11 protein-coding genes and 2 tRNA genes are annotated in these 12,485 nt (G+C 34.5%); 8 read left to right on the top strand and 5 right to left on the bottom strand.

Annotation, left to right across the window (positions count from 1 at the left end; all coding sequences use genetic code 11):
• The first annotated feature begins 54 nt into the window (after nt 1–54).
• The 7 genes from BMY85_RS10795 to BMY85_RS10825 all read left to right on the top strand — a co-directional run bounded on the left by BMY85_RS10795 (nt 55) and on the right by BMY85_RS10825 (nt 6,873).
• Complete coding sequence (locus BMY85_RS10795) at nt 55–339, top strand: DUF1294 domain-containing protein (protein WP_278280410.1); 285 nt, start codon at nt 55–57, stop codon at nt 337–339.
• Between the two features lie 103 nt (nt 340–442).
• The gene (locus BMY85_RS10800) at nt 443–1,804 is read left to right on the top strand and encodes an AAA family ATPase (protein WP_143066367.1); all 1,362 of its coding nucleotides are present in this window, start codon (nt 443–445) and stop codon (nt 1,802–1,804) included.
• Nucleotides 1,804–2,388: a hypothetical protein gene (locus tag BMY85_RS10805; protein ID WP_092478292.1), complete on the top strand. Its 585-nt coding sequence runs from the start codon at nt 1,804–1,806 to the stop codon at nt 2,386–2,388. Before BMY85_RS10800 ends, BMY85_RS10805 begins: the two co-directional genes overlap by 1 nt.
• Nucleotides 2,389–2,606: 218 nt before the next feature.
• The gene (locus BMY85_RS10810; RefSeq protein ID WP_092478293.1) at nt 2,607–3,440 is read left to right on the top strand and encodes a DegV family protein; all 834 of its coding nucleotides are present in this window, start codon (nt 2,607–2,609) and stop codon (nt 3,438–3,440) included.
• A gap of 100 nt (nt 3,441–3,540) precedes the next feature.
• Entirely contained in the window at nt 3,541–4,320 is a 780-nt protein-coding gene (locus BMY85_RS10815) for an ABC transporter ATP-binding protein (protein WP_092478294.1), read from the top strand.
• Nucleotides 4,304–5,143: an ABC transporter permease gene (locus BMY85_RS10820; protein ID WP_242939727.1), complete on the top strand. Its 840-nt coding sequence runs from the start codon at nt 4,304–4,306 to the stop codon at nt 5,141–5,143. Before BMY85_RS10815 ends, BMY85_RS10820 begins: the two co-directional genes overlap by 17 nt.
• 185 nt (nt 5,144–5,328) lie before the next feature.
• Nucleotides 5,329–6,873 carry a Na+/H+ antiporter NhaC family protein gene (locus tag BMY85_RS10825; RefSeq protein WP_092478295.1) on the top strand — a complete coding sequence of 515 codons (1,545 nt, stop codon included), beginning with the start codon at nt 5,329–5,331 and terminating at the stop codon, nt 6,871–6,873.
• A gap of 126 nt (nt 6,874–6,999) precedes the next feature.
• Here BMY85_RS10825 and BMY85_RS10830 read toward each other — a convergent pair.
• The 5 genes from BMY85_RS10830 to BMY85_RS10850 form a co-directional block, all read right to left on the bottom strand.
• Nucleotides 7,000–7,072 (bottom strand) — tRNA-Thr (locus BMY85_RS10830).
• A gap of 152 nt (nt 7,073–7,224) precedes the next feature.
• Entirely contained in the window at nt 7,225–7,932 is a 708-nt protein-coding gene (locus BMY85_RS10835; protein ID WP_092478296.1) for a response regulator transcription factor, read from the bottom strand.
• A gap of 1,537 nt (nt 7,933–9,469) precedes the next feature.
• Nucleotides 9,470–9,540: transfer RNA gene (locus tag BMY85_RS10840), tRNA-Gly, on the bottom strand.
• 72 nt (nt 9,541–9,612) lie between these two features.
• Nucleotides 9,613–10,236 carry a response regulator gene (locus BMY85_RS10845; protein WP_092478331.1) on the bottom strand — a complete coding sequence of 208 codons (624 nt, stop codon included), beginning with the start codon at nt 10,234–10,236 and terminating at the stop codon, nt 9,613–9,615.
• The gene (locus BMY85_RS10850; protein WP_177180753.1) at nt 10,217–11,044 is read right to left on the bottom strand and encodes a sensor histidine kinase; all 828 of its coding nucleotides are present in this window, start codon (nt 11,042–11,044) and stop codon (nt 10,217–10,219) included. Before BMY85_RS10850 ends, BMY85_RS10845 begins: the two co-directional genes overlap by 20 nt.
• Nucleotides 11,045–11,526: 482 nt before the next feature.
• Between BMY85_RS10850 and BMY85_RS10855 the strand changes: the two genes are divergently transcribed.
• A complete protein-coding gene (locus BMY85_RS10855; protein ID WP_177180754.1) occupies nt 11,527–12,483 on the top strand; it encodes an ABC transporter ATP-binding protein in 957 nt (318 codons plus the stop codon).
• Nucleotides 12,484–12,485: the final 2 nt, after the last annotated feature.

Genomic DNA, 12,485 nt, shown 5'->3' on the forward strand with positions numbered 1-12,485 from the left:
AGATTTGTTGGGGTATCTTTTATTTTATGCAGGTTTAGAAAAGGAGGAGAGAACGTGGAAAATGTAAAGTATTTTATTGCAGGATATGTGTTACTTATAAATCTGATAGGGTATTATTCTATGTGGAGTGATAAGAGAAAGGCTAAGAAAGGGGCTTGGAGGACGCCAGAGAGTACGCTGATTATGATTGCGGTGTTAGGAGGGAGTCTAGGCTCGTTAATGGGGATGAAAAAGTTCAGGCATAAGACGAAGCATCTGAAGTTTTATGTGGGGATACCGGTGATATTGGTGGTGCAGGTGGTGCTGGCCTGGAGCGGTATAAAGTTTTTTTGCTGTTGAAAAGAGTCTTGAGTTTGGTTTATAATGTTGTATACGTGGAAAAATATAGGTGATATATAAGATTATACAGGCTTATTTTTTAGAAGAAAGCAGAGGTATTAGAATGAATCGGTGGAAACTGCATGTTGAAAATCTGGGGAAAATGGAAAAGGCGGATGTTGAAGTATCACCGTTTACTATGTTTGTTGGAGATAACAATAGTGGAAAAAGTTATCTGATGACATTGATTTGGGGAATTAGAACGAATGTGGTTAGTGATAGCTGGATTTTTGAAAGGAATATAGAGGCTTTAGAAAAAATCAGTAATATGAGTTCATTTAAAAAGAGCATACCTATTTTAAAACAATTTATGGATGATTCTGTTAAGTCGGATTATATTGAGTTATCAAGTGAACAAGTGGAAATATTAATGGAATTGTTTAATGATTTGTTAGGATTATATAAAAATGATGTTTGTAAATATTTGTTTTTCAGTGAACGAGTTCATGTAAAAAGTGTTTCTGTGGAGATGACATTCCTTGATGGTAGAAAATATAGAAAATGGCCATCTAAAAAGAATTTGCTTAATTTTGTAGACACTATGATTTGGAAAAAAAATATGGAGACTGATAAAAAGTGGAGGAATATATCCGTTTATCTTTATCTGCTAAAATTTATCTGCGATAATTTATTTGGCGGAAAAGAAGTTTATGATCAGAATTCAGTTCATGCTTTTTTTCCAACGTCAAGAACAGGTATTGTGTTAAATTATAAAATGTTGGTGGATTATATTTTGCGTCAGTCCATTCAAAATCAGCATCATGAAAGTGGATATGAAAATTATACATTGCCGATTGTAGATTTTTTTCAATCTATTAATTGGATTGACGATAGCTGGATAAATGAAGATTATTATGATATCATTTCTTTTGTTGAAAAAAACATTATTACAGGAAAAGTTTCTTTGGCGAAGCAATATTCAAAAGAATTTCGTTATTCCTCCAGTGATGGAAATACAGAAGAATTACCAATAAAACTTTGTTCAGGTGTTGTGACAGAAGTAGTATTAATGGTTATGTTCCTAAAACATCTAGGACTTTCCAGTATCACCATCGAAGAACCAGAGATGAGTCTTCACCCTCGTCTTCAATGGCAGTATGCCAGAGCATTTATAAAGATGCATCATGCTGGACTTCCGATTCTTATGGCAACACATAGCGATATATTTATGGCACAAGTCAACAACATGATTAAATTAGGTAACAATCCACAAAAGGATAGCTTAATGCAGAAGTATCATTATGAAGAAAACGATCTTATTGACGTGGAAGATGTTAGAGTATATCAATTTGATGTACAGGAAAATGGATACACAAAAGTAACACTTGTAGAGGCTGATGAGGATGGTTTCCGGATTCCATCTTTTCAAAAAGCATTAAGTGAGTTATTAGGGCAAGGTATGGAGTTTGAAACGGAGGAATCTTAATGTTTGAAGATGCTTTAGAAAAAAGAATCAAAGAACTAGATGAACACTTAGTTAGTTATTCTGATAAAGAATTAAGTTTCCGCGAAAAACAAAAAGATGGTAAGATGGAGTTTGTTTTAAAACTTAGTTATCCGTGTATTTTGTTCAGGGATGTAGATGAAAATTGCCTAAAGTATTTTAAATCGAAAAAGACTGCAGATTGTATTATGTTTGAGCAGAAAGATAGTAAAACTTGGGCATTACATATATTTGAAATGAAGGCAACTGTGAAAAGCAAAGAATGGGGAAAAATTCGTGAGCAGTTTAGAGGAGCATATTACAATGCATTAGCAATTGCAGGATATCTAGGGATTGAATCTTATATTAAAGAAACGAAACTATATACATGTTTTCAAAAGGATAAGATTACTGAAGATCCAAGTATGGTTAGAGGTGTTCTAAATGATGCGAATTCCTTAATAAAAGAATGGATTCGTGGAAGAGTGAACTTGGATTGTTTTGATCCGTTGTGTTTGGATATGGAAAAAATCAAAGCAGTTGAGGATGATAATGGGCAAGTGGTTTCCAGTTTTATTATAGAGTAGAAGAATAATTGAATATAGTTTAGTAAAACCTTGATTTTGATTTAAAGTCAAGGTTTTTTGTTTAAAATCTCCATTTCTACTAATACTAATCTCAATACAATCTTTCATCCAATACGAAATTATATCACATGCATATTGACGTTATAAAATTAATATGTTATATTATGTAGTATTAAAAACTAGATTATGCAGAATTTAAAATGGAGGGTATATTAGCAATGTACAAGTTAATTGGTGATAGCTGTACGGATGTAACAGATGAATTAATAAAAGAAACAAACATAAATTTAGTGCCTCTTACGATTCAGATAGATGAAGATATTATGGTAGACGATAGTTCATTAGAACAAAGTCAACTAATACAGAAGATGAAAAAAAGTACGAAATCTCCATCCACTGCATGCCCTGCACCAGAAGCGTATCTGAAGTTGTACGAAGGAGAAGAAGATGTATATGTAGTAACATTATCATCTAAATTAAGTGGATCATATAATAGTGCATACGTGGCGAAAAACATGTATCTGGAAGAGCATAAGGAAAAAAATATCGCAGTTATTGATTCTCTTAGTGCTGCAGTTGGACAGACATTAGTAATGTTAAAAATCAAAGAATTAGCAGATCAAGGACTGCCATTTGAAAAAGTGGTAGAAGAAGCGGAGAGATACCGTGATAATATGGCTACCAAATTCTTATTAGAATCCCTGGAAAATTTGAGAAAAGCAGGAAGACTTTCAACCGTAAAGGCGTTTCTTGCGAATACGTTAAATATAAAACCAATTATGTGTTCCAATGGCCACGGTGAGATTCAAAAGTATGATCAGGCACGAGGAATGAAAAAGGCATTAGATCTTCTGATTGCAAGCATTGTAAAAGATGTGAAAAACCCGGAACTTAAAGTTCTTGGAATTACACACTGCAATTGTCTGGAACGTGCAATGCATATTAAAGAAGAACTTGAAAAACATGTCAAATTCAAGCGGATTGTCATTGTGGAAGCAGCAGGTATCAGTACCGTATATGCTGGAGATGGCGGTGTAGTGGTCTGCTATTAAGAATGTGATGGTATATGTTCACCCATGGTAGATTCTGTCATATAATGAGGTATAACCAATAATGAGGTTATGCCTCATTTTTATATAAGGGAGGAGTTAAATGAGTGAATTACTATCAGTCAATCATTTATGCTATTCCTATCATAATTTAGCACAGGAAACAGAGGTTCTAGAAGATATTAATTTTCAAGTAAAGGAAGGAGAATTTCTTGCCATAGTCGGACCTAGTGGCTGTGGCAAATCAACTCTTTTATCTTTGATTGCAGGCTTAATTGCACCAAGTAGTGGAAATATTCAGATTAAGGGGAAAGCGGCAAAAGATTCAGGGATTAACATTGGCTATATGCTTCAAAAAGATCATTTGTTAGATTGGAGAACGACTTTGAAAAACTTAACTCTAGGCTTGGAAATCCAGCATAAATTATCAGAATCCAGTTATATTATGATAAATGAGATGCTTGAAACGTACGGTTTAATTACATTTAAAGATTCAAAACCTATAGAACTTTCAGGAGGTATGCGGCAAAGAGCAGCTCTGATACGTACTTTATTATTAGAGCCGGATATTCTGCTATTAGATGAACCATTTTCAGCATTAGATTATCAGACTCGGCTGGAAGTATCCGATGACATTTATGGTATTATCAAAAAAGAACAGAAGACAGCCATTTTAATTACTCATGATATTTCAGAAGCAATCAGTATGGCAGACCGAGTAGTCATACTGACTCGCAGGCCAGCAAAAGTGAAAGCAGAATTTGATATTCACTTAACTATGGAAGGTGAGAAAACTCCTTTCAGGGCAAGAAGTGCACCTGAATTTAGTGATTATTTCAACTGGATTTGGAAGGAGCTGAATCAGAATGCAAGCTTTGTCTAGGAGAAAGCTGAAAGCAATGGTATTGGATGTAAATGTTTCTTTGTCTCAAAGGCAATATGTAAGAGAATATTTAAAAAAGCAAAAGAAAATATCCATTATTCAGACAGCCATATTCGTTATATTCGTTGCACTTTGGGAAATAGGGGCAAGGGCAGGATTTATTGATGCATTTATTTTTAGCAGTCCATCCAGAGTAATAGAATCTATCTATAACATGTCAAAGGAAGGTACACTGTTCTATCATTTTGGAATTACATTATCAGAAACATTATTAAGTTTTGTGTTTGTAAATGTGTTTGGAACAGCCATAGCTATTCTTTTGTGGTGGAACCATAGTGTTTCAAAAGTGCTAGAGCCTTATCTGGTGGTCTTAAACAGTTTGCCAAAATCAGCCTTAGCACCTGTATTCATCGTGTGGTTAGGCAACAATATGAAAACGATAATTATTGCTGCTATCTCTGTTTCTGTATTTGGAACCATTATTACTTTATATTCTGATTTTAAATCAGTAGAAGAAGATAAGATAAAACTGATTCGGACATTAGGAGGAAGTAAGAGAGAGGTATTGTGGAAGGTTGTGCTTCCGAGTAATATTCCAGCTATGATTAGCCTTATGAAAGTAAATATCGGATTATCTTTAGTTGGTGTCATTATTGGAGAGTTTTTAGCAGCGAAAGCAGGATTAGGATATTTAATTATTTATGGAAGCCAAGTGTTTAAGTTAGACTGGGTTATTATGAGCATTATACTTCTTTGTATTTTAGCAACTGTATTATATAAAGGGTTAGGCTGGCTTGAAACAAGATATGGAGAACATGTGTAAGATAGAAGGAAAGAGGGAAATGTAAAGTAGAAAGAGAATCTGTTTTGCATTTCTCTCTATTTTGGTTTGTAAGAACTGTTGCATAAATAATCAGAAAAGTAAATAAGTAATTGCAACGATATAAAAATGATGATATAGTATATTCATTATACAAAATATAAATGTGTGCAGAAAGGACGAAGAACATGGATTTAGCAAGTATTGGATGGCTGACGTTGCTCCCGCCATTGATTGCGATTATTCTTGCATTAATCACAAAAGAAGTAATTTCATCTCTGCTATTAGGCATTCTGGCAGGGGCGTTTATTTATGCAAATGGAAGTATAATTGGAATGCTAACAACAACATTTGGTGTTATGGGTGACCGAATGGGGGAAAACATAAATATAGTAATCTTTTTAAGTCTTTTAGGGGCTATTGTTGTAATTGTAACTAAAGGCGGTGGCTCCAGAGCATATGGGGAATGGGCAATTAAGCATATCAAGACAAGGAAGGGAGCGTCTTTTGCTGCCACTGCATTAGGATGTCTTATTTTTATAGATGATTATTTTAACTGTCTGACTGTGGGTACTGTAATGAAACCTGTAACGGACAAGTACCGTATCTCTCGTGCTAAGCTGGCTTATTTGCTGGATGCGACTGCAGCACCTATCTGCATTATTGCACCTGTATCAAGCTGGGGAGCATCTGTTGCAACTTACATTCAGGAAGCAGTGGGAGAAGGCAATGGAATGAATATTTTTATACAGATTATTCCATACAACTTATATGCTCTTCTTACTATTATCATGATTGTAATTGTCTGCAGTACTAGATTGAATTTCGGTCCAATGAAACGTTTTGAAAAAGCGGCAATTGAGGAAGGCAATCTGGCAGCAGCAGATTCTGTTCAGGCAGAGGCGGAAATGGAGATTTCTTATCGTGGACATGTTCTGGATCTGGTAATACCGATTGCTTCCTTAATAATAGGAACCGTGATTGCTATGGTGTATACAGGAGGCGGTTTTACAGGAGAAAGAAGCATTCTTGCTTCTTTTGGGAAATGTGATTCTTCGTTATCACTTGTATTAGGAAGTTTCTTTGCTTTAGTTGTGACGTTTGTTATGTATCTTCCAAGAAAAATACTTTCTTTTAAAGAGTTTATGGAAAGCATTTCAGAAGGAGTGAAATCCATGGTTCCAGCATTTATTATTCTAGTGCTTGCCTGGACAATTGGAGGAATCTGCAGTGAGGCTTATCTGGATACTGGGAATTATGTAGGTTATTTAGTAAAAGAGATGGATTTTCCAGTATTTATTCTGCCATGCATCATTTTCCTAGTAGCGGCATTTTTAGGATTTGCTACGGGAACTTCATGGGGAACCATGGCGATTCTAATTCCGATTGGAGTATCAATCTGCAAGACTGATGGAACAATGAGCATGCTCTATCCTGTATTAGGAGCCATTCTTGCAGGTGCAGTGTATGGAGATCATATTTCACCAATATCAGATACGACTATTCTATCTTCAGCAGGAGCAGGATGTAATCATTTGGATCATGTATCTACCCAGCTTGTTTATGCCAGTGTAGTTGCGTTCTGCTGTCTGTTAGGATATGTGCTAATGGGAATCCTGGAAACGGCTTTCGTTCCTTTAGCAGTAAGTATAGTTCTGCTATGTGTAATTCTGTATGGGATTGCTCGTTATGAGAACAGGAAAGAACCAATTGATTTTTCTAATGTAGAATAAAATAGAGCTGGATAAAACAGGGCATGTTACTAAAGTATTAATGGTAATGTGTCTTGTTTGCTTTATGAGAAAATGCAAAAAACTCTTATAACGGAATAAACCATTATAAGAGCTGCAAAAAACATAAGCTGAAAAAGGGACTTGAACCCTCGACCCCTTCATTACGAGTGAAGTGCTCTACCAGCTGAGCTATTTCAGCATATTAAATTAGACTGCTCAATTATGATAACACAATGAAAATAGAAATTCAATACCTTTTATAAAAAAACAGGAAAACCAAATAGGAGAGAAAAACCAGCAAACAAGAAAATGTGTTAGTACTGGCTTTTCTTGATATGTATTTAGAATAGTTTATTCATGTTCATCTAAGAGGCGGTATCCCAAGCCGTTCACAGTGAAAATGTATTTTGGATGTGAAGGATCTTCTTCTAATTTACGTCGTATATTTGCCATATTCACTCGGAGTATCCGGTTGTTTTTGTCCGCATAGGGACCCCAGATGGACTGCATAATTGTCTCATAAGATAATACCCGTCCGGCATTGAGTGCTAAGAGACGGAGGATTTTAAATTCGATTTGTGTAAAATGGATTGGTTTTGAATCCATTTTTACTAGTCGTTTTTCAAAGTCGATTTCCAGTCCATGTATTTGAATGGGGTAGGACAATTTGTTTTTGGGATAGGCCTCACTAAAATTACAGTGGCGGTAAGCAGCACGAATGCGTGCTAGTAATTCTGAGGTGCCAAAGGGTTTGGTTATATAGTCATCTGCTCCAGAGTCAAGTGCTTGTACGATATCACGTTCTAGTGTATGATTTGAAACCACAAGAATAGGAATGTTGGACCATGTTCTGATTTCTTGAATGACGTCGATTCCATTTATGTCGGGTAAGCCAATGTCTAAAAGAATCAAGTCGGGACAGTGGCTTGTAGTGATAGTTAGTGCTTCAGTTCCAGTAGATGCTGTAAGAGTCTTATACTGATTGTCTGCGAGAAGTTCTTCCATCATATTGCGTTGGTTTTGCTCATCTTCTACAATAAGTATTGTTTGTTTATTCATTTTGGTAACCTCCTAAGTTGGGATAGAACAACAAACATTACCCTTGTGAACGATTTTTCTGATTAATTGTTGCAAAGCATACTTTATTATGTCAAAATAGATAACATAAAATACAACGATGTTATGTTGAAGCTACGCAAAGAAAGCCAGAACAGTCAGGATGTAAATTGTAATACCCCAGTTATAATCTTGTATCCTTTTCACTTTTTGTATCTTATATTAATCGGGTTGTTTCTGTACAACAATTTGATGATGATGTACGTTTTTTTATCTTCAGTGTAGTTTAAGCAGTTATTTTACTATAGGATTCATATTTTGCGTAATAAGTGAAAAATAACAAAATAATTATACCAACAAATATACTAGGATGGGGCATAACCAAACATTTTCCAAACATTTTTAATGACATATTTTTGATTAAATTACATAATTTTGTGCGTTAAACAAAATTATGTAATTTAATCAAAATGTGTAATGCATTTTTCGCGAATAAACGACAACTTATGTAAAAGAAAATGTTAAGATGTTGTTAAGAAAAGTCCAAAATTATTGAATTTTCTTAGAAAACATGGTAATCTCCAAGTAGAACAAAGCCCATGAGCCATTATTATGGCTCACTCCCCCTTTATGGGCTTTGTGTTTGTTTCTTATACAATCGTGCTGATTTTGCTTCGGATTTGTCTAGGAGTTCCTGTAATTCTTTTAACTTTCTATAACAATCAGAAAAAATGGAATATAAGCTGGAATGAACTTTTTGACCGCTGACAATATCAAGCTGTATCTGCTCTGTTAATATAAAGATAGACCATAAAGTTCTGTATAGTCTATAGAATTCATTTGATTTTTCATAAGAATAATGTAGTATTCCATATTCATAAGCAAGTATGCAATTAAATTTTTTTAATCTGTTCAAGCTATTTCGCTAATGTAGTGTGATATAAGTGGTTTGGTGTTAGAAAATTAACTACAAGGGATATGAGTACACCAATGTCTGTATCAAATAGTCTATAAAAGCCATCAATAATTGAGGCATCTGTCCGTATAACAAGTTAAGTGAAAGCAAAACAGGAGATCCTACAAGCTGCACCCCACCCAAAGTGTGTGCACAAGGTTAAAGTTATAAATAGTGTAAGCCAGTATAACAGCTGCGGTAGTTTTTATGATTTTTGATCCTGCTTTTATTGGTAGTATAAGGTGATGTCTGTGTTTTGTAATTATGTCCATACGATTGTCTTTACCTTTAGCTATAAATTATAATGTGTTTATTTTCATATGATAAAAAGAAAAATAAAGAATGTCAATAAGAAAAGAAAAAGGAACATTTTTCATACATTTTCATATGTTATAGGAAGATGAGTTTTACTTGTTTTGGGAAAGATCAAAGGTGATTACGTATGGAAATTGTTTATGAAGAAATACAATGTACCAGAGAAAAATGTATTAAGACGCTATGACGTTACACATAAACCATTACTACATTGGAAAAATATGTAAAACATTATAAAAAAGCTTCATAGAACATCTATGAAGCAATAAAAGCGGGTGATGGGAATCGAACCCACGTATCTAGCTTGGAAGGCTAGTGTTCTACCATTGAACTACACCCGCTTGACATAAATATATTATACGCATTATGAAATGAAAGTCAATAGTAAAATGAAAAATAATGCAAAAAAGTTATTATCTATGTTTATAGTAAAAAATAGCAATCTGAGTCCGGTCACGAAGCTCTAATTTTTCCAAAATAATACTGATGTAATTACGAATCGTGCCATCTGAAAGAAACAGTTCCCCAGCCATTTCTTTATTGGATTTTCCCTCTGCAATTAATTCAATGATACAAAATTCTTTATCTGTTATGCCATGACGCTGATAAATAGATATATCAGGAGATGGTGACAGCAGTGTGGGAAGTTTGGAAACGATTTCATTTCCATATACGTTCTGTCCTATAAAGACTGCTCGAAGGGCAGGGACAATGCTGTCAAAATCCTGCTTTAACATATAACCTTTGGCACCAATGTTTAATGCTTTGATAATATATTCATCATCTAAAAATGTTGTCAGGTACAAAATCCGGGCACTGGGGAATTTGCTTAGGATTTCCTCGCCAGCCTGTAAACCAGACATCTGCTCCATTCGGATATCCATAAGAAGTATATCAGGATTTAAGGACTCGTAAAGGGAAATTGCCTCAAGACCATTATAGCCAGTGCCAATAACTTTAAGGTCCGGCTGGCTGCTTAATATAATATTTAATGAGGAGCATACTAGTTTGTCATCGTCAACTAGAACGATTCGAATTTGGCTCATTATGAATTACCTCCGTTTTTTCTTTTGGGATTGCGACAAGTATTTTAAAACCGTTGTTTGCTATTATTTGAAAAGTACCGTTTAGGCCTTTTACTCTTTCGTGCATGTTATGTAATCCTAAGCCATCAGTGGAATCAATTGTCAGCTGGATTTTTCTGGCCAATGCTTTGGTTTTTTCTGTTACAGTACCATTGTCATCAATAATGAGACGGTAAAGGGCAGGTTCTTCAGCAAGAACAATAATCACGTTTTTAGCATCGGAATGTTTCATTATATTAGAGAGAGCTTCTTTTACAATGGCAATAAAACAGTATTTTACTTTTAACAAGGGTGTATTTACAATGTCATAATGGTACTGGGTTGTGCAGAACTGAAAATCATCTATTAAGTTCTTGACGGTACTGTATAAATCTATAGATTCGTCGTGCATGTTATGAATACTCGCACGGATGCTGTCCATTCCTTCTGACAGGGAAGTCTTTAAATTACTTAGTTCATCTTTAATGAAAGGATTCTGTTCTAAGGTAAGCAAAGCACCAATCTGAATAAGTGAGCGGGAAAGTACGTGTCCAATGTGGTCATGTATTTCCTTTGAAATCCTGTTTCGTTCGTTCAGTGTTGCGATGTTGATTTCATAATCCTGGTTTTCCAGTATGCTTCTGTTTTTTTCTTCTTCAATCAGCATAAGTTCCTGGCTAAGGTTTACAGACTGATTATGGAGTTCCTGGAGTTTCTGGTGTTTAAACGTTTTGTATTTCAGGTAAAAACTAAGAAGAAAGAACAGGATAAGATAAAGCATGTTCTGAGAACCTATTTTATCTTTGTTGTAATTTAATATGTAGATCTGGAAGATAAGGAAATAATAGTACTTTCCCGCAAAATAATCGTATACAAATATGGGGAGAAAGAAAGTGAGGGGAGGCAGTGGTATGCAAAGAAATGTAACAGTGAAAAAGGAAAAAATTTTAAGGGTCGGTTTTTCTGCATAGATAATCAGGGATGCAAAAAAAAGTGCGATTAAAATAGGAACTGCCACATAATTTCCTTTGTAGGTATTTAAATATAACATCATGGAACATATGTATAAGACAAATTTATCTATTATCTGCTTCACTTTTTCGTCCGCCTTTCTACCTTTTTTATGTTATTATGATAGAAAAATACGTGTAATTCAATAGTTTTTAAAAGAATGACTAAAAATATTTTCTTTTTTCCTAAATGTGTGTATAGTAATAGTGTATAGAAAGGGGAGCTGGTATGGTTATTTTAGGAAACAAAATAATGAAACGTTATGGAGAACATATGGTTATTGATCAGTTAAGCTTAGAAGTGAGAGAAGGGGAAATATATGGTTTGCTTGGTCCAGTAGGAGCAGGAAAAACGGTTTTGGTACAATGTCTTTTGTCGTTGATTTCTTTTGACAAAGGAACTGTAAAATTGTTTGATGAAAAGGTCTGCAAATTGACAAATACAATGAAGACAAGAATTGGAATCTGTTTTCAAGATAATGGGGTGTTTGAATCCCTTACTGTTTATGACAATATCTATTATTTTGCAAAATTATATTTAAAGGAGAAAGGGAAAAGCAGACAAGCTGTGGAAGCAGTTTTAGAAGCTTTGGATTTAAAAGAATTTAAGAAAATATATTACTATAAGTTAGATGAAAGCCGTCAAAAATTATGTAATTTTGCATGTGCTATTGTACATAATCCGGATTTGATATTTGTTGATGGAGGCGTGGCTAGCTGCGAACCCAAGATTAAATATAAAATATACCAAAAACTTAGGGAATTAAGAAAAGAGGGAAAAACTATTTTTCTGACTACTCACTTTATTGAAGAGGCAGAGGAAATCTGTGACAGGGTAGCCATTATGGACAGGGGGAGAATAATCGCCCATGGAACAAAGGAAGAACTGAAAAAGAGTATATCTTTGGGGGAAAGAAGCCAGTTTCATGTTTATCATATTACAGAAAAACAGATGGAACAGGTAAGGCTTATACCTGGAGTATATTATGTTGAATATGAAAATGAAATCATGACGGTTAAATCGAAGAGAGGAAGAAATAATCTGCTCCATATTTTGAAATTTTTTCACGATAACGAGATTGCAATTGGAGAGATTGTTTCCGAATTGCCAACATTGGATGATGTATTCTGGGAATTGACGGGAAAACAGATTATAGAAAATAGTGATTCTGAGAAACCGTTACGGAAAAAAATGAACTTATTTAAATAATA

This window comes from [Clostridium] polysaccharolyticum (genome assembly GCF_900111595.1).
Taxonomy (GTDB): Bacteria; Bacillota; Clostridia; order Lachnospirales; family Lachnospiraceae; genus Clostridium_AI; species Clostridium_AI polysaccharolyticum.